We start from the raw sequence: 17,404 nt of genomic DNA on the forward strand, positions 1-17,404 counted from the left end.
TCGATTAAGGCGATTTATATTGGGGTGGGTAATGAATAATATCATGGATGCGCGATAGTTCATTGGTTGGATTCCGGTAGCCATGCGGTTGATTGGCATTAAAACGAAGCCCTTCTCCTTTAGAAAGTGTTTTCCAGCTCCCGCCTAACAAAAGCTCAATGGTTCCATCCACAACAATGACATGCTCAATGACTCCATGTTTATGTGGAGGTGAAAGATGTTCACATTCGGGCAATAACTCAATAACAAACAATTCAAAATGTAACTGCTCATCAAAAGGAAATAGAGGCAGTACTCGTATTTTTTCATCATCTGGATGCAAGGTTTCAGCATGTCCCGCCCTATAAGCAGGATTGGTTGAATTATCCAGACTGTCTTCAATAAACGAAGAAAAGGAGGCTTGAAAGCCGCTCGCAATTTTCCATAAGGTAGAAATCGTTGGACTTGATTCTTCTCGTTCAATTTGCCCGAGCATCGCTTTAGAAACGCCGGTTTCAAGCGCTGTTTTTTCTAAACTCCAACCTCGTTCTTGTCTTAATGATTTTAATGTTTTTGCAATACGTTTTGAAATTTCTTGCATGATGTCTCTTAATAAAAAGCTTGTGCGTTTTAGCGCACGAGTATATACTGGTTTATTATGCGTTATAACGCACGAATTGTGAAGTAAATTGTGGAGGACTGTATGGTTGAACACCCTTTTAAAAACAAACTGGTTGCGGTACTTAATAAGCGTATTGAGCCAGGAAAAGTGATGAATGCGCTTGCTCATATGTGTATTGGTTTAGGTTCCGTAATTGGTGAAGAAGAACTGCGTTTAACCGATTATCGAGATGCAGATGGAGGATCTCACCCTTATATTTCAGAAATACCTTTTATCATTCTTTGTGAGAACTCCAACAAAATTAGAACATTACGCCAGAATGCTTTAGCAAAAAATGTTTTTTTTAATGATTTTACCGATACGATGACTGTGGGTACCTATCAAGAGCAAATTGAAAGAACGGCAGAGGTTAAAGAGAACGATCTGATTTACTATGGCATTGTTTTATTTGGGGATTGGGATGTGGTAACAGAGCTTACTAGAAAGTGTTCTTTGTGGCGATGATAAGTAAGTGATCATGATGAATAAAGGTAAAAATTTAAGTAAAAGCGCGCAAATCATACAGGATTTTTTATCTCAAAAGGGTCTATCGTGTGAGATCAAGGAACTTGATTCGAGCACACGCACTGCAAAAGATGCTGCTGATACTTTGGGTTGTGGTGTTGCTCAAATTGTGAAGTCACTATTATTTTGCACTGAAAAAACCAACAAGCCGATATTGGTATTAGCAAGTGGTGTTAATCGTGTGAATGAGAGCCTGATTGGGAATCTCATCAATGAATCTATTGGGAAGGCTGATGCAGATTTTACACGAGAAATAACTGGTTTTGCGATTGGTGGGGTCCCTCCAGTTGGCCACAAAAATGTTATTAATACGGTTCTTATCGATGAAGATTTGTTATGCCATGAAGTCCTTTGGGCCGCAGCCGGAACGCCCAATGCCGTATTTTCATTGTCTCCTGAAACACTTAAGCAGCTAACCAATGGGATAGTGGTAAAGATTAGAGAGTAAGTTATGCAAAAACTATTTTGGGATAATCCCTATCAATGCCAATTAATGACTAAGGTGGTGTCGGTAAATGAGAATCGACTACTTTTTGCAGAGGCTATTGGTTTTTCGTTTTCCGGTGGTCAAGAAAGTGATACAGTTCTCGTGAATGGCCTGATGGTCACTCATTCTGAAATAGAAAATCACTTGATTTATTATACGTTACCTTCGGGGCATGGACTTTCTGAAGGAGATGTTGTCCTTATGGAAATCGATTTTGTTCGTCGTTACAAATTGATGCGTCTTCATTTTGCTGCTGAATTAATCTTAGAGCTTGTTCAAAGAATGCTTCCCATTGAAAAAATAGGTGCGCATATTGCTGAACATAAGGCTAGAATCGACTTTAGCTATCAGCACAATATCTCGGATATTTTTGACTCTCTTTTGTTTGAATACAATCAAATTATTGCAAAAGATATGCTTATTCGCACTGGGTTTTCTGATGAGAAGAGTCAAAGACGTTATTGGGAGATTGAAGGATTTTGTAAGGTTTCTTGTGGTGGAACACATGTACAATCAACCGCGGAAGTTGGATTCATTGCCCTAAAAAGGGTTAATATTGGCAGCGGAAAAGAACGCATAGAAATAAAGCTCCTTGATCCCAACTTAGGTTTAAAAGATGAAAGCAAGCTCCATAAATGAACACAGAATTCTTGATTCTAATCTTCTTGATAAAATCACCTATATATTAAATAAGAGATTTGATGCAGAGGTTAAGATAATTTCCACTCAGTTTTTAAGTGAGCCTGAACGGAGAAATTGCATAGTAAGACTCTTTTTATCAAGCCAAACGAAAGAAATCCCTGAAAGTATTATTTTAAAACAATCTTTACGAGAAGACACCGATGCTAATGATGAGGAAGCTTATGCACGATTTGCAAGGGATTGGGCAGGTCTTGAATTTGCCTCTGAGATTAAGCAAAACAAGCATAATGTCCCAAAGTTTTTTGGTGGAAGTAAAGAGTATCGATTTATTCTGATTGAAGATTTAGGAGTTCAGCATGTTAGTTTAGTCGATTCACTTACTGTAGCTGATCGCAAAAAAGCTATTGCTGCATTGACCCGTTTTATGAAAGCCTTGGGAAGTTTTCATGCAGCAAGTTTTGGAAATACCGGGCTTTATGAACAAATTTTGCAAATGATTCATCCTGAGGCGGAAACGGTTGATGATGAGCTTAATTTCGCATTGAATGATTTATTACCGAAACTGGGATTGGCAAATAAAAATTTAGGCTTAACTTTAACTCATGAATGCATTGAAGAAGCGAAATCTTTAATTGAATATGTAATAAAGCCCGGATCTTTTACTGTTCTGACTCATGGGGACATTTGTCCTGATAATGTATTTGATCATGCAGAAACTAAAGATTTGCAGCTTATTGATTTTGAATGGTGTGTTGTGCGTAATGCTTTGTTAGATGGGACTTATTTGCGAATGAGTATGCCAACGTGCTGGTGTGCTAAAGCCATTCCTACGGATGTTATTGAGCATATGGAACAAATCTATAGGGAGGAACTCAAACAAACGATTTCAGAAGCAACTGATGATAAACAATACAATCAAGCTTATACCTATGCCTGCGGTTTTTGGCTTTTACAACAAACGATACCTTTTATTAATTCAACTTGGGAAAAAGATAGGATTGGACCTTCAGGTCCTGTACCGAAGGATTCTTTATGGAATGAAGAAGATAACTGGGTTAGACCTAGGGTTTTATCGAGGTTGCAAGCATTTATAGATAGTAGCAATGCTTATCAACATTTACCCTACTTACGAGCGATGGCTCAAGCCATGTTAGCTGAATTAAAACGTTGTTGGCCTGAAACATCTTTTCTCAAATTTTATACTGCATTTGAACAAGAATAATAAAAGAATATTTAATTATTCGATAAATGAGTGCTTAAGAAGGCACGCCTAGACAAGACGGAATAATTCATTTTTATTGACAGATTCCGGAAACAGCATCAGGAGTAAAGCCACTCGATGAGTGGCATCATGGAATGATGCAAATGGTGCTTACACCATTATTTGGTAAAAAACTCATTGGATAACAGGTTTTGAATTTGACTATTGACCCTAACATAGTGTCATGCCCTATTCTCAATCTTGGGAGGAGACATGATGACAAAATGGCATATAAAAGAAATCAGTGAGTTAACTCAGACATCGGTTCGCATGTTGCGGCATTATGACAAAATAGGTTTGTTACAACCCTCTTATCTTGAGCCCAATGGTTACCGCTGTTACACCGAGCCGGATTTGGCAAAGTTACAGCAGATTATTGCTTTGAAGTATTTTGGTTTTTCATTAAGCAAAATAAAGGATATTCTGCAAAAACATTCCAACGTTTATGCTCACCTGCAAGCACAACACCAAGTAATCAGAAAGCAAAGTGAAGATTTACTGAAAGTGAATCAAGTGCTTGAAGAAATTCTAAAAAGCCGTTCTGCATCAATGTTTCCTAATTGGCAAGATTTGTTGTTACTCATAGAGGGGTATAAAATGACAGAAAATCTACGAGATAAATTGAAAAAAACGTGGGCTGGAAAACAATTAACTGTTTCTCAATTTGAAGACTACTTGTTTCTTTACGAGCAATTTCCTGAAGAATTTGCACTTAGAGATTCTATTATTGAGGAAATGAACCAACAAAAGGTAGGTGATCCTGAAGGACCAGATGGTGAGCGAATTGCTGCTGTTATGGAAGATTTATCAAAAAAAATGAAGAAATTTTTTACTGAGCAAGTCAAATTGGGAGCCAGTCTTTTGGAAAGCATACAATCTGGGAGACTAACCCAATTGGAAATCACCCCGGAAGGTGCTTATTGGTTGTCGCGTGCGATGATGGCCTATTCATTGAAGCGTTGGAATAATCTGTACAACCAAATCATCGATAACATGAACTCTCCACCTGAAGGAGAGCATGGGAAAAGGCTTGCTCAAGAATGGAAAGACTTAATCGATAATTATTTAGCTGCAGGAAATAGAGATTACTTAATCGGTATTTTATTATGGCAAGAAATTTCGCGACAAGAGCATGAAGTAAAAGCCTTAAAAACAATGCCGCCTCCTCAGGAGATGATAAAGCCATGGCATATTAAATTACTGTTCAATGCAGAAGCATCAGCTTGGATAAGTAAAGCACTAGAAACACATCAATGATGGTTTTTAACTCGCCAGACTTTTTTGAGTTTGGCGAAAATTAATGAAATAGTGAGAATTATGAGATTATTTATTTATCTGATTGGGATTCTGTTTACCGCATATGTTTTTAATCGGTTCTGCTTATGGTTAGAACAGAAAGGATGGTTGTATTATCGTTATAAAAAGCCACAAAAAGGAATTATTGGTTCTGCATTGCAAGAATTGAATGCCCAACTTCTGCCAAATCACCGTCACGTCGTTGTTGCAAAAGAAGAAAAAGTACAAAGTAAAAAATGCGAAAAAGATTTACCGATTGATGGTAATGTCGAAATGACTGATCAAATAAAATAGATCAACCTGGAAATCAGGTGATTTTAGCGAAAAAAAAGGAAACAGATTACATGCGTTGCTCACCTCAAGAAACAATTCAAAAGTTAATTCATGAACGTTACTCAGAAGCACGTGCTGTTTTTTGGGCCGGTTCGGTTTCTCAAGGGGAAGAAACCCAAGTCTCAGATTTAGATCTCGTAATCGTCTATGAAAAATTAATCAGAGTTTATCGTGAAGCCTTTGTTTATGAAGGTTGGCCTATTGATGCTTTTGTACACGACAGAGAATCCATTCGTTATTTTTTTGAAGAATCGAGAATAAATTCCGGTATTTCAGGAACCATTCAAATGATTTTGTCGGGAAAAGATATGATGCCAGCTAGCGATTTTTCAAACGGGATTAGAGAGGAGGCCCATCTTTACTTAAAGCGCGGACCTCTTTCTTGGGATAAAAATCAAATTGATAAAGAGCGTTTTTTAATTACGGATGTCTTAGAAGATATTTTATCTCCTAAGTCTTATGAAGAACAAATTGCCTCAGCCTCATGGCTTTTTGAAGCATTGTCTCAATTTTATTTTAGAGCTCAAAATAAATGGTGCGCCAATGGTAAATCAATCATTCGCTATTTGCATCAAGAAAATCCCAATTTAGCCAGGGAGTTTTCTGAAAGTTTTAATCGAGTTTATAAGGAAGGTGATTCAACTCATTTAAAAAAGTTGGTTGAAAAAATACTACAACCTTATGGAGGTATTCTTTGGAGCGGTTATCATTCCGATGCACCAGAAGATGCAAAAATACCAGAGCTTATAATTTTAGCCAAGAACAATGACTATGAGATTTGTTTCGAAGAACGAACCAACCAAGAAATCACTGCCATTTTATCTGACGGCTTAAAGATCTACAATGAAGAAATGATTGGTGCTTACAATCATACTCCCTTTACCATCTACATAAAATCTATCGACAAAAGGACCGTTTTAGCAGGTTGTTATGGGGATGTCACTCGAGCCAATTGCTATGTCGATTGCATTTGGGTTCATCCGGATTTTAGACAAAAAGGATTAGGACGAAATCTCATGGAAAAACTGGAAATTTTTGCAAAACAAAAGAATTGCCAAGTGATTACCATTGAGACGGCCGAATTTCAGGCAAGATCTTTTTATGAACAGCTTGGGTATTTTGTCATATCCATGACAGAGCATAATTGTTTTTTGGATTTCAACGTTTATTTGATGAGAAAATCGCTATGAAACAAGAACACCAATTGATTTATGAGCTAGAAATTTCTCTATTAAGGTCGGAAACGAGAAAATCTATTGCGCAACTGAAACTATTGATTGCTGATGAATTTATCGAGTATGGGGCCTCTGGCTCAATTTACAATAAGAACGACCTACTTGATTCTCTTCCAGAAGAAGAGCAACGAAGCTATATGGTTAATGATTTTTCAGTTTTAGAGGTGTCGCCTGAAGTCATGTTGGCAACTTATAAGGTTACTGTTGCCTCAAAAAGTTCTTTACGTTCTTCGCTCTGGCAATACAAACACAATCGTTGGCAAATGGTGTTTCATCAAGGAACGCCTTGCCACGAGTGCGAGGAATAATCCATTTTTACAGGTATTATGATGATAACAATAGCCTACCTAAAACAATATTCAGACTGTATTCCAAAGCTTGCTAAGATTTGGCATGAAGTTTTAGGTAAAATCTGGATGCCAGAGATCGGAATTGAAGAAATTGAATCTTTGTATTACGAAGAGCTGAACCAAGAGATGCCTTTTACTTACATTGCGCTATACGATGAAATTCCTGTAGGTTCTTGTACTTTGCAATTAAACGAAGATATTCGACCAGATTTAGGGCCGTGGATTGGTGATTTGGTGGTTGATCCAAAATATCAAAAACAGGGGATCGGAAAAATATTAGTTGATGCCGCAGTCGAGAAAGCAAAAGAACTTGGCTTTGAAAAACTGTACTTGTTTGCTCTTGATCCTACCATACCTGAGTATTATAGGCGCCTTGGGTGGAAAAAAATCGGTATGGATGAATTTAAATCTCATCCTGTAACGGTGATGGAGATCAGTTTATGAAGATAAAAAGGGTAATGCAAGAAGACTGGGAACTATGGAAATCATTTCGATTAGAAGCGCTAAAGAATTCACCTGAAAGCTTTGGCTCTTCTTATGAAGAGGAAGTGCTTATGTCCGATGCTGATTTTCAACATGGATTAAGTAAAGGATATGTATTGGGTGTCTTTGTTGACGATTTATTGGTGTCTTGTGTTGGATTCTATACGCTTATTTCACTTAAAACCAAACACCGAGGTGTACTTTGGGGTATGTATACTCGTCTTGAATACAGAGGAAAAGGTATTGCAACAGCATTAATTCAAACCCTGATACAGCATGCAAGGACCTGCGTCACTCAATTGCACCTAACCTGTGTAGTAAGTAATTTTGTGGCCTGCGCTTTTTATCAAAAGCAAGGATTTCGAATTTATGGTACCGAACCTAAAGCACTTAAAATTAATGGTACCTTCTATGACGAATATTTAATGGTATTGGATTTCAATGAGGAACCCATGAAAAAACTGGAAACTTATCAGAGCCTTTGTACTGAAGTATATGATTTAAGTAAACCTAATGCACCACAAGATGAATACTCATTCTATCGAAGCTATGCCGCAGAGGCTAAAGGCTTGATTTTAGAGCCTATGTGCGGCACAGGTCGATTTTTACTGCCTTTGGCTGAAGAAGGATTTGATGTTCATGGCTTTGACGCAAGTCAGCCAATGCTAGAACGACTGCATGCAAAAGCAAAGAGCAAAAATCTTAAGCCAAAAGCCTGGCATGGTTTTATTGAAGATTTAAAGCAAACCGATAAATATTCTTTAATTTTTATACCCAGCGGTTCATTTGGTCTCATCACAGAAAAGATTGATATTCAAAAAGCCTTAAAAACCATTTATGAACATATGGAAGATAAAGGACTTTTTGTATTTGAAGTAGAAACACTTCATGCGGTTCCTAATGAATTAGGTATATGGAGAGGCACAAGATGGCCAAAAGAAGATGGCACAATCATCCTACTCAGCCAATTAGTTATGCTCGATGAGGAGATTTGTTACTCTATAGGTAAATATGAACTGATTGATAACAACCGTATAATTCAAACAGAGGTTGAGGAATACAAAATTCGAATTTATCAAGACACTTCTTTCTTGCTCAATTTGCTCAATGAGGTTGGTTTTAGCAATGTACGAACGGTTAAAGCATTTGACCGAAGCGCATCGCCTAATGAAACAGACGAAAGTATTGTTTTTGAGTGCAGAAAATAATTGAGGTAATAAATGAATATTCTATGTCCAGAACCACTGCAAAGAGGAGATATCGTGGGGCTTATTTCTCCCTCGAGTCCTATTACGGAAAAAGCAATAGAAGTAGGAGTTCATTTATTAAAGTCGAATGGATTTAATGTAAAGTATGCAAAGCATATGTTTGGATCAGAACGATTTTTAGCTGGTAAAGACCGTGACCGTGCACAAGATGTGATGGATTTCTTTATAGACTCAGAAGTGAAAGCAATTATTGCAACCCGAGGAGGACAAGGTTCGCAACGACTTTTACCTTTCTTAGATTATGAATTGATTAAGAAAAACCCAAAACCATTATTCGGGTTTAGTGATACTACAGCGTTGCAATTAGGCCTATTTAAAAACACTGGCTTAGTAAGTTATACAGGGTTTACTTTGACCATTCATTTAAGTACCCAAGTTAAAAAAACATTATTTTCTTCTTTGTTAGGCCAAGAGTACACAATTCGCAAAGGAATAAAGGTTCATGGAGGCGTTAGCCGAGGTACTCTTCTTGGTGGCAATTTAACCCTTATGACTAATTTAATGGGCACGCCTTACATGCCTACTTTTAAAGGAAGTATTTTGTTGGTAGAAGATGTTGGCGTCGAGCCCTATAATATTGATGGCATGTTCTCACAATTAGATTTAGCAGGAGTTTTTGATGAAGTTTCCGGCGTTATTTTTGGTACATTTGAACAATGTAAAAGTAAGAAGTCGAATCAGAGCGATGGTACGGTAGAAGATGTAATCAATGAATGGGCTTCTAAATTAAAAGTCCCTTGTATTAAAGAGTTTTCCTATGGACATGGTAAGCAAAATTGCATTCTTCCAATTGGCAAAGTAGTTACTTTAGATGCAGATACTACTTGCGTTACGATTCAAAATTAAAAATGAAGAAATAACCACTTGATAAAACTGATGAGAGCATTGGTTTAATAGAGGCATAAATGAATACACAAGAAATACCCAAAGAATATCAACACACTTCACCAGCAGGAGCTGAGGTTCGATTGCTGATGAATAATCATTTAGGTGGAATGGCTCACTGTACTTTGAAGGCAGGCACAATTTCCAAAGCAGTTCGTCATAAAACTGTATCTGAATTTTGGCATGTCCTTTCTGGGGAAGGAACTATTTGGCGTAAGTTGAACGATGAAGAGAGCATTACCCCTTTAACTGCTGGAGTCAGCATCGATATTCCCTTGGGAACACATTTTCAATATCGAAGTGATGCAGCAGATTTGGTGTTTATTTGCGTTACTATGCCACCTTGGTCAGGCAGTGATGAGGCAAGTTATGTGGAGCATGGTGCCTGGCCTCCTACAGTGGAATAAATGAGATGACTTTAAAATTATCGTTTTTAGAAAATCCAAACCCTGATGATGTTCAAATATTAACAAATGGAATTAAGGAGTACGCCAAACAACAAAGAGGATTCGAATCCTTAGATTTCTTTGCATGCTTTATTCGTGATGCAGATAATAGCATTATTGGTGGTTGTAGTGGTGGAACCCTCTATGGAGGTCTTCATATCGATAATCTTTGGGTGAGTGAGTCCATCAGACATCAAGGATGGGGAACAAAGCTCATGCAAGCGGCATTGAGGTATGGCAATGAAAAAGATTGTGCTTTTGCAACAGTTAATACTATGGATTGGGAAGCAATAGAATTTTATAAAAAATTAGGATTTGAACTTGAGTTTGAACGGCATGGGTTTCAGAAAAACTCTATATTCTATTTTTTGCGGAAAGAATTTCAGGCAACAAGAGAAATCGGACTCTTAAATGGTGATTCAGTCTCGAGCTTAAGTCAAAAACCAAAACTGCCTGTATCAGAATCTTCGGTGAGAGAAGAGGTTGTCTCAATAAACAATGCGCCTCATTTTAAGTGGGGACAAAATTGTGATGCATGGTGGTTAAAAAATGATGGTCAGTTTAACGTTCTTTATGAAACGATGCCCTCAGGCAGTTTTGAGGTAAAACATTATCATCAGGAAACAGAACAATTTTTTTATTGTTTGCAAGGACAATTGGTTATTGAGTTTGAAGACTATGAACAGATGTTACAGGAACAGGAAGGAATAAGTATTAAAGCAGGGATAACCCATAAAGTGAAAAATAGTTCTGGAAATTTGGTTTCTTTTTTGGTGATTTCATCTCCTAATCTATCCGGGGATAGAGTTAATCTGGAGGCATAAAGTGCCTTCTGAACTGATTATCCGCAAAGCATTAATTGATGATGCTCAACATCTTCACCCTTTAATGGAGCAATTGGGTTATCCGCAATCGTCTAAGGAGTTGCAAAGACGACTAGAGCTATTTACTAGTGAACTGCATTACGGTGTCCTTCTTGCGGAAATTGCTGGAAAAGTTGTTGGTTGGATTGCTTGGTCTAAGAGTTATCTTTTTGTTTCCGAAATAACAAGATTTCATATTGAAGGCCTTGTGGTCGACCAAGGATATCGTAATCAAGGAATAGGTAAAAAGCTTATGATTACTGTTGAGGAATTTGCCAGAAAGTTTAGTCCCTGTATCATTGATTTGACATCTGGACTTAGGCGAGCGAAAGAGGGCTCCCATGATTTTTACAAATCGCTTGGATATCAGAATGAAGGTCATATGGCGAAACTGTATTTAAGGAAAATGCTGTGAACATCAAAGAATTACACTCTGCTTTAAAAGTTGAGACAGCAACATTAGATGATTATCCTACCATCCAAAACATGGCACGATTTTATGTATATGAACTCTCGCGTGACTGTGGTTTTATTTCAGATGATTGGGCTTTGCCTTCCGATGGCCTGTATGAAAGCTTCGATTTTAAAAAATACTTTGAAGAGCCGACAAGAAAAGCCTTTCTGATTAAAGTTGGTAATGAATTAGCTGGTTTTGCTCTATTAAATCACGAAGGAGTTTACCCTTATACTGCATGGAATATGGGCGAGTTTTTTATTACTGCTAAGTTTCAAGGCAAAGGTTTAGGTTATTTAGTTTCCTCTGAATTATGGAAAATGCATCCAGGCTTATGGGAGGTTTCTGTGATTCCAGAAAATAAGCGAGGGCTTAGTTTTTGGCGCAAAACTATTTCAAAAATTACAATGGGCAATTTCCAGGAAGAAATTAAAACAATCAATTATGATCCGCATCAACCACAACGAGTTATTTTTCGTTTTGATAGTACAGCACATGAATGCAGCAAGCCTTTAGAAAGCAAGAAAGAATATCAAATCCAATTTGTTGATGAACTTGATGAAGCTACGGAAAAACGAATGACAAATGGATTTATTGCCTATGAGGCTCAGCATGGTATTGACGTCAATTATCGACGTTTTTCAGTGACCATTTCTTCTGCCCATGGAGAAATTTTTGGTGCGCTTAATGCCTTTACTGCGTTTGCAGAAATTTATGTGGATGATATTTGGGTAGACAGTGCTTATCGTGGTAAAGGATATGGCAAACAGTTATTACTTGCTCTTGAACATCACTTCAAAGGTCAGGGCTTTAATAATATCAATTTGGTGACCAGTGCTTTTCAAGCTCCAGAGTTTTATAAAAAGTGCGGTTTTATGCCGGAATTTACGAGAATCAATAAAAAAAATCCCAAGTTAAGCAAAACATTTTTTGTTAAATTTTTTAATGAAGAGTCAGAGACACAAGGCATTCTTAAGGCGGCTCATAGTGAATAGAAGTCAACTAGAAACAATCTGTAAAAAATTAAAGATGAACCAACCTTTTGACTTGCCTCAAAGAGTCTATGGCGGTCTTTTACATAAAATGTGGTATCTGAAGTGCAATGGCTCGCAGTTTGCTGTAAAACAACTCAATAGCAGCATCCAATTGACTGAAGAAGTTAAATCCCAATATGAATTGACAGAACAGATAGCTTTCCAATTTTCCCAGCGTACTATTCCCGCAGTTCATGCTCTAAAATTAGAAAATAATTACTTAATCCTTTCAGAAGATGAGGCCTTTCTTGTTTATCCTTGGATAACAGCAAAAGCATTGGATAAAGACGCTATATCTGAGATGCATGCGCTTAAAATAGCCACTCTTTTGGCTGAAATTCATCCTATTAATCTTAATGTTCCCCAGCTAAGTGCTCAAGAATTTGATATTCATCCCAATGAAAAAATTAGTGTGTTAATAGACCAGTCAGCAAGCAAAAATTTGGTGTTTAAGGAGCAATTAAAAAGTAATCAACGAGTTATAATTGAGCTTAACGATATCTATCAAAAAACAATACCTATTCTACAAAGTAGTAGTGTAGTAAGCCATGGTGATTTGGATCAAAAAAATGTTTTATGGGATAAAAATGATACTCCATTTCTCATTGATTGGGAGTCTGCGCGAAAACTTAATCCCACTTATGAAATAGTCAATTGTGCTCTTGATTGGAGTGGAATTACTACTCCGCTGTTTAATAAAACTTTATTTATAAAAATGCTAAATACATATGCGTCTTCTGGAATAACAATAAATCAGGATCATTTGGAAGCTGCTTTTTATGGTGTTCTTGGCAATTGGATCAATTGGCTAGTATATAATATAAACCGTTCTTTTAGTTCTGATAAAGAGCAGCAGGGCATTGGTATTGAGCAGGTGCTTCAGGTTTTATCTACTATTATTCAAGTCAAGGCAAGTATTCCAGAATTAATTCAATTAGTAACACATGAATTAGGAATAACCTTTTAACTTTCGCCAACTTTGATTACCATACCGCACGAACGTAACTTAAGTTTCAAGGAATGCTTCATGACGAACATCAACAATAATAAAGCTGCATTAGTGACCGGAGCCAGCCATGGAATTGGTCTTGAACTTGCTAAAATTCTTTTAGGTGACGGCTGGGTTGTCTATGGAACAGGGCGGGATGTAAGCAGCTTAGAGGATACTAAAGCGCTATATTCTCGTTTTGTTCCCATTCAATCGGATTTTACTCGCAATAGTGATATCGAACAGGTTGCTAAAATTATTAATGATTCTGGAATACCGCTTCATCTTTTAGTTCAAAATGCAGGAATGAAAAGTCCTCCACGTCCGTTGACCGAATACGATTGTGACAGTATTGACGAAGTTTTTCAGGTTAATTTATTAGCTCCAATGAAACTTACAGCACTACTTGCCGCGCAGATGCCTGAGAAGTCTCGGATTTTATTTGTTACATCAAGAGCAGCGACTCTGAAACTTAAAGAAAGCTCAACATACTGTGCCAGCAAAGCGGGTTTGGATGAAGTAACTGCTATTGTGAGAAAAGAGCTAGCAGAGAAAAATATTGGTGTGTCTTGTGTTATTCCAGGGGAGGTGGATACAAGAATTCAAAAAATTTTAAGAGAAACAACTTCATTTCATTTACATAAAATGTTTGATGAGGCTTATCAGTCCGGTCAATTAATAAGCCCGGAAACTTGCGCGGAATTCCTTAAATGGTTTCTTTGCGACTTATCTTTTGATGAATTTAAACAAAGCAATATGCCTGTTTCCATCTATGAAGAATGGCATCATCCATTTTGGCTTAAAGATAGGAATAAGTTACCTCCTTTTCCTTTCTAATTTGTTTATGAACTTTTACGAGCATTTCCAATAAAAGTTTAACTTTGGAGAATAGATGCTTCGTTTGTTCTGTTCTTTTTTCAAGGCATATTTTCTTATGGGGGATATGCTCTCCTCTCTACAATTGCTTCCTAAAATAGATCCGATCATGCCCTTCTAAATAATTTTTAATTGTGCCTAAATGCTGATAGCCTTGTTTTAAATAAAATCTTTCTGCCTGAAAAGAAAAAGTATCTAATGTCGATGCTGGAATTCCTCGTGTAATTGCTTCGGCTTCAACGCTGTGCAATAGTTCAGCACCGATACCAAGACCACGGTATTCCTCCTTAACCCAGAGGACATCAACATATATTGAGCTTTTATGAGCGTACACAATAGCTCCGCCAATAATAATACCCTCGTTATCTTTCACATAGATTGAGTAACGCTCTGGTTTGGTTCCTGTAAAAGGAGCATTAAAATTTACTATCCCATCACGAATAATTTTATCTTGCTGTTCTAGTAGCTTAGCGTCTATAACAAGCTCTAGTTGGTAATTCATTTGCGCTTGATTCATGAGTTACATCTTCTATTAGTTTGAATACAATAAATCATTGACAACTTCCATAGTAATTTCGGGTAGTTTTTGCGTTTGATCAATACACTCTTGAATGGTTATAACCGCTTTTCTAATTTCATTGGGTAACATCTCAGATGGGGCATTTTCGCCTGGCCAAGAAGCATCTCGAGTAGCTTTATCAGGCCAACGAGAATAGGCAAGCCACATACCATCGTTAGTTTTATGCAGGCAAGAACCTAATGCACCGCGATATTGCACAAAATAGGAAGCGACCTGATGCCAGGCCTTTTGATACTCCATCTCAAGCTCAGGCTTAATAAAAGCTCGGTAAATAACAGCAAAACATTTTTTTGAAAGCAACTTAAATTGTTTGAGTGCTTCTTCAGGCGTTATATCCTGGGCACCCAAAACTCCCTCCGCTTTGAATATGTTTATACCTTTGGGAATTGAAAATTGGGACGTAAAATACATCTGATCAAGACCTATTCCAAAAGCACAATGCTCATAGCCTAGGACACGAAAGTAATTAATTGGCCGCTGGTTTTCATTAGCTAAGACATAGTTTCTGAATTTTGGATTATAAAATCCATAAGTCATGTAGTAATGAATACCTTGGCTTTCAAGATGTTGAATGATTTGCACCAAATTCTGGTGCAGTTTTTCAGGCGAATAAAGTTCAATATACATCCCAGCTTTTTCAAGCGTCGAATGTTCATTCTCTGGATAAGGAGGATTCAGTGCCACAAAATCACCAGGTGTCGCAATCGAAATCACGTCCATAAAATCACCACTTCTGAATGAAACTTGATTCGCATTAAGAAGGTTAGATACTCGGTCAATCTCACTCAAGAACATTTCTAGGGACAAATTCGCATGCTCAAGAAATCGATTAGCATTTTTTCCTTCAAAGAGTTCACCTTCGCGATAGATAATATTCAATTCCTTATCATAAAAAAGGATTCCGCCCCATGAATGATTAATGATGAAAGGGAGCAGTAACGCTTTTTCTTCATCAGTTGTTTGGTTGTAATTCCCAATCACTTCAAGGAAAAAATCTTTCTTCGATAGGGAGGCATCATATTTTTCTATTAAGGCAGTATAAGAAGTTTTGACAAGAGCAGGGTTATCTTTAATTAAAAGAAGTGTATTAATCAAAATTTTATTGCTGTCATTGATAATATATTCTTCTGCAACGCCAATCTCCATTGCAGCCAGACTCCAAGAAGCAGAACCTGCAAAAGGCTCAATGGCTTTCTTGTATTTTTGGCCCTTACTATTTGCCAATAATACAGAGAAATGCTCATTCAACCAGCTAGTATCAGGGGACATATGCCCTGTCAAATCTGGAAGAGTAAGGTTCCTATTTCCCAGATAATGGAGCGGTCCCCCATGATTTTGATTTAATTGAATAGAATCTGAGCTCATAATAGCCACTATGTGGTAAATACAACTATAGAGTCGCACATTTTAACATGAAACAAAAAATTCCTTTATTCTTTATTACTAATTAAGTATTGACCCTCACGTTGCGTGATAGCTTAGAATCATCAATTAAGGAGATGATGCTTATGAACTATTATCAAATTAAAGAAATCAGCCAAATGACCTCTCTCTCAATTCGATCATTGCAATACTACGATGAAGTAGGTTTGTTAAAACCAACAAAGCGCTCTGATTCTGGCTATCGTTTGTATTCTGAAGCTGATTTACTCATTTTACAACAAATTATCACTTTAAAATTCCTTGGATTTTCTTTATCTACCATCAAAGAAATCATTGGGAATCCAAACTTTAATCTGGCTGCATCAATGAGCCTTCAAGCACGCGAATTGAGCGAAAAGGCTAATAAAATAAATGAAGCAGCCTCTTTGTTAACTTACATTGCCAGTCAATTGGAAATAAACCAGCCAATCAATTGGCAAAGTAGTGCAAAAATTATTGAAATATTGGAGTTAAATACTATGAGCGATCCTGTATTAAAAAAATATCAAGCAGCTAGTGAATCAGAGTTAGGTAAAAAATCGGACTACGATTCCACCTACAATCCTAATCGGCTCTATCCTATCCCCAGAGCGGGTAAGCGGCAAGAAATTGGCATTGATCCTGCTCATCCGCCTTTTGTGGGTTTTGATTGCTGGAATCATTATGAAGTTTCCTGGCTCAACGAGAAAGGAAAACCGGTGGTCGGGATTGGTGAAATTTTTTATGATTGTAACTCGCCAAAGCTCATCGAATCCAAGTCATTAAAATTATATTTTAATTCATTCAATAACACCAAAATAAAAAGTATTGATGAGTTAGAGAATACGATTAAAAAAGATTTGGAGGCACGTGTTGAATCACCAGTTTTAGTTAAAATTTATTCCTTGGAACAAGCGAGTCAATACGCTGCATCACAAATGTTGACGGGCGAGTGCATTGATCACCTCGATGTCGAGTGCTTTGTCTATTTGGTTGAGCCATCGTTTCTTAGTGTTCAAGATGTGGTGGTGGAAGAACAGTTGTATTCTGACCTTTTAAAATCAAATTGCTTAGTCACCAATCAACCGGATTGGGGAAGTGTGTACATCGCTTACAAAGGAAAAAAGATAGATAGGGAAGGCTTATTAAAATACCTTGTTTCCTATAGAAACCATAATGAATTTCATGAGCAATGCATAGAGCGAATTTTTGTGGATATTATGAATTATTGTAAACCTGAAGTATTAACAGTTTATGGACGTTATACCAGACGTGGAGGATTGGATATTAATCCCTATCGCTCCAGCAAAAATAATACTTTTGATAGAAAAAATATCCGACTCATTCGACAATAAAT

At 37.1% G+C, this 17,404-nt stretch carries 21 protein-coding genes and 1 pseudogene; 19 read left to right on the forward strand and 3 right to left on the reverse strand.

The genetic code is table 11. The features are described from left to right. Nucleotides 1-4 precede the first annotated feature (4 nt). Nucleotides 5-580 (reverse strand): helix-turn-helix domain-containing protein, encoded by a 576-nt coding sequence (locus tag ACF8MK_RS17520; RefSeq protein WP_058478641.1) that lies wholly within the window; start codon nt 578-580, stop codon nt 5-7. A 102-nt stretch (nt 581-682) separates the two neighbouring features. On the opposite strand from ACF8MK_RS17520, the gene ACF8MK_RS17525 reads away from it, so the two are divergent. From ACF8MK_RS17525 to ACF8MK_RS17610, 18 genes and pseudogenes are all read left to right on the forward strand, one after another. Further along, nucleotides 683-1,105: a DUF2000 domain-containing protein gene (locus ACF8MK_RS17525; protein ID WP_058478640.1), complete on the forward strand. Its 423-nt coding sequence runs from the start codon at nt 683-685 to the stop codon at nt 1,103-1,105. A 16-nt stretch (nt 1,106-1,121) separates the two neighbouring features. Then, complete coding sequence (locus ACF8MK_RS17530; RefSeq protein ID WP_058478639.1) at nt 1,122-1,613, forward strand: YbaK/EbsC family protein; 492 nt, start codon at nt 1,122-1,124, stop codon at nt 1,611-1,613. 3 nt (nt 1,614-1,616) lie between these two features. Continuing rightward, complete coding sequence (locus ACF8MK_RS17535) at nt 1,617-2,291, forward strand: alanyl-tRNA editing protein (RefSeq protein WP_058478638.1); 675 nt, start codon at nt 1,617-1,619, stop codon at nt 2,289-2,291. Further along, nucleotides 2,269-3,516: a phosphotransferase gene (locus ACF8MK_RS17540; RefSeq protein WP_058478637.1), complete on the forward strand. Its 1,248-nt coding sequence runs from the start codon at nt 2,269-2,271 to the stop codon at nt 3,514-3,516. The genes ACF8MK_RS17535 and ACF8MK_RS17540 overlap by 23 nt, the downstream gene beginning before the upstream one ends. 252 nt (nt 3,517-3,768) lie before the next feature. Beyond that, nucleotides 3,769-4,812, forward strand: a complete 1,044-nt coding sequence (locus tag ACF8MK_RS17545; protein WP_082650879.1) for a MerR family transcriptional regulator — start codon at nt 3,769-3,771, stop codon at nt 4,810-4,812. A gap of 60 nt (nt 4,813-4,872) precedes the next feature. Continuing rightward, nucleotides 4,873-5,145 (forward strand): hypothetical protein, encoded by a 273-nt coding sequence (locus tag ACF8MK_RS17550; RefSeq protein ID WP_058453040.1) that lies wholly within the window; start codon nt 4,873-4,875, stop codon nt 5,143-5,145. Between the two features lie 50 nt (nt 5,146-5,195). After that, entirely contained in the window at nt 5,196-6,374 is a 1,179-nt protein-coding gene (locus ACF8MK_RS17555) for a GNAT family N-acetyltransferase (RefSeq protein WP_082650883.1), read from the forward strand. Continuing rightward, nucleotides 6,371-6,727, forward strand: a complete 357-nt coding sequence (locus ACF8MK_RS17560; protein WP_011212577.1) for a DUF4440 domain-containing protein — start codon at nt 6,371-6,373, stop codon at nt 6,725-6,727. The genes ACF8MK_RS17555 and ACF8MK_RS17560 overlap by 4 nt, the downstream gene beginning before the upstream one ends. Nucleotides 6,728-6,748: 21 nt before the next feature. Continuing rightward, nucleotides 6,749-7,213, forward strand: a complete 465-nt coding sequence (locus ACF8MK_RS17565; protein WP_058478634.1) for a GNAT family N-acetyltransferase — start codon at nt 6,749-6,751, stop codon at nt 7,211-7,213. Nucleotides 7,214-7,323: 110 nt separating this feature from the next. Continuing rightward, nucleotides 7,324-7,614 (forward strand): annotated as a pseudogene (locus tag ACF8MK_RS17570) (GNAT family N-acetyltransferase); the annotation flags it as partial. Nucleotides 7,615-7,704: 90 nt separating this feature from the next. Beyond that, on the forward strand, nt 7,705-8,460 hold the full coding sequence (locus tag ACF8MK_RS17575) for a class I SAM-dependent methyltransferase (RefSeq protein ID WP_058478661.1): 756 nt from the start codon (nt 7,705-7,707) through the stop codon (nt 8,458-8,460). Nucleotides 8,461-8,472: 12 nt separating this feature from the next. Continuing rightward, a complete protein-coding gene (locus ACF8MK_RS17580) occupies nt 8,473-9,366 on the forward strand; it encodes an LD-carboxypeptidase (protein ID WP_058478633.1) in 894 nt (297 codons plus the stop codon). Nucleotides 9,367-9,425: 59 nt separating this feature from the next. Further along, nucleotides 9,426-9,812, forward strand: coding sequence for a cupin domain-containing protein (locus ACF8MK_RS17585; protein ID WP_058453043.1), 387 nt, complete (start codon nt 9,426-9,428; stop codon nt 9,810-9,812). Nucleotides 9,813-9,817: 5 nt separating this feature from the next. After that, nucleotides 9,818-10,675, forward strand: a complete 858-nt coding sequence (locus tag ACF8MK_RS17590; RefSeq protein ID WP_058478632.1) for a GNAT family N-acetyltransferase — start codon at nt 9,818-9,820, stop codon at nt 10,673-10,675. Between the two features lies 1 nt (nt 10,676). Further along, on the forward strand, nt 10,677-11,129 hold the full coding sequence (locus ACF8MK_RS17595) for a GNAT family N-acetyltransferase (RefSeq protein WP_080443927.1): 453 nt from the start codon (nt 10,677-10,679) through the stop codon (nt 11,127-11,129). Next, nucleotides 11,126-12,163 carry a GNAT family N-acetyltransferase gene (locus tag ACF8MK_RS17600; protein WP_058478631.1) on the forward strand — a complete coding sequence of 346 codons (1,038 nt, stop codon included), beginning with the start codon at nt 11,126-11,128 and terminating at the stop codon, nt 12,161-12,163. Before ACF8MK_RS17595 ends, ACF8MK_RS17600 begins: the two co-directional genes overlap by 4 nt. Further along, complete coding sequence (locus ACF8MK_RS17605; RefSeq protein WP_058478630.1) at nt 12,156-13,169, forward strand: aminoglycoside phosphotransferase family protein; 1,014 nt, start codon at nt 12,156-12,158, stop codon at nt 13,167-13,169. The genes ACF8MK_RS17600 and ACF8MK_RS17605 overlap by 8 nt, the downstream gene beginning before the upstream one ends. A gap of 60 nt (nt 13,170-13,229) precedes the next feature. After that, the gene (locus tag ACF8MK_RS17610; protein ID WP_082650877.1) at nt 13,230-14,027 is read left to right on the forward strand and encodes an SDR family oxidoreductase; all 798 of its coding nucleotides are present in this window, start codon (nt 13,230-13,232) and stop codon (nt 14,025-14,027) included. 118 nt (nt 14,028-14,145) lie between these two features. Here the strand turns inward: ACF8MK_RS17610 and ACF8MK_RS17615 are convergent, their stop codons facing one another. Together ACF8MK_RS17615 and ACF8MK_RS17620 are read right to left on the reverse strand one after the other, a co-directional pair. Next, nucleotides 14,146-14,583 (reverse strand): GNAT family N-acetyltransferase, encoded by a 438-nt coding sequence (locus ACF8MK_RS17615; RefSeq protein ID WP_058478629.1) that lies wholly within the window; start codon nt 14,581-14,583, stop codon nt 14,146-14,148. A gap of 15 nt (nt 14,584-14,598) precedes the next feature. Further along, nucleotides 14,599-16,011, reverse strand: coding sequence for a DNA adenine methylase (locus ACF8MK_RS17620; protein WP_082650876.1), 1,413 nt, complete (start codon nt 16,009-16,011; stop codon nt 14,599-14,601). Nucleotides 16,012-16,187: 176 nt separating this feature from the next. Between ACF8MK_RS17620 and queF the strand changes: the two genes are divergently transcribed. After that, entirely contained in the window at nt 16,188-17,402 is a 1,215-nt protein-coding gene (gene queF / locus ACF8MK_RS17625) for an NADPH-dependent 7-cyano-7-deazaguanine reductase QueF (RefSeq protein ID WP_392539005.1), read from the forward strand. Nucleotides 17,403-17,404 lie beyond the last annotated feature (2 nt).

This window comes from Legionella sp. 227 (assembly GCF_043161935.1).
Classification (GTDB): domain Bacteria; phylum Pseudomonadota; class Gammaproteobacteria; order Legionellales; family Legionellaceae; genus Legionella; species Legionella sheltonii.